This is a genomic window from Kocuria oceani (genome assembly GCF_029524215.1).
Lineage (GTDB): Bacteria > Actinomycetota > Actinomycetes > Actinomycetales > Micrococcaceae > Kocuria > Kocuria oceani.
In genome coordinates, this window is sequence record NZ_JARAMH010000062.1 from 1 (window position 1) to 629 (window position 629).

Annotated in this window: 1 pseudogene; it reads right to left on the reverse strand. The window is 72.7% G+C overall.

The annotated features are described in order from the left end of the window. Positions 1-570, reverse strand: a pseudogene (locus PU704_RS19965) (hypothetical protein); the annotation flags it as partial. Between the last annotated feature and the right edge of the window lie 59 nt (positions 571-629).

The window sequence follows — 629 nt, forward strand, 5'->3', positions numbered from 1 at the left end:
GCGTGCGGTGAAGCGGTTGACGCTCAGGGTCCCCGGGGCGTTGGTCGCGGACCCCGAGACGTAGTAGCCGAGCTGGAACACCCCTTCTCGCTGCAGGCTCGCGGTGGAGTCCTCCACCTGGACCTGCCAGTCCTGCGGTTCCGCGGTCCCGGTGGCCCACACCTTCGCCCGCAGCACGGTCCCGGCCCCTGCAGGGACCGTGACCGTCTCGAGACGCACGTTGAGCTCCTTGTCCCGGGCCACGGACAGACCCGTCAGCGGCACGCTGCGCAGGACATCCTCCTTGCCCCCGGCCGAGCGGGTGAGCGACAGCTCCGACGTGGCTCCCGTGCGGGCCCGCAGCGTCGCGGCGTAGAACTCGCTGCCCGACCGGCGCGACTGCACCGAGAAGTACCCGCCGCCTCCGGTGGGCGCATCAGCGAACCGCACCGCGGTCCGCACGTCCGAGTCCTGGGCGCTGAGCCCGTTCAACCGCGCCGAGGCCGAGGCCGAGGCCGCCGACCACGCGATCGACCCGGCGCCGTCGGCCGTGGACATCGTGGCCTTGGAGGACCACGGGCTCCACGCCATGCCCTCGCCCGGAGACCCGAAACCGGTCCCCGTGCGGTCGAAGGAGTCGTCGACCAGCA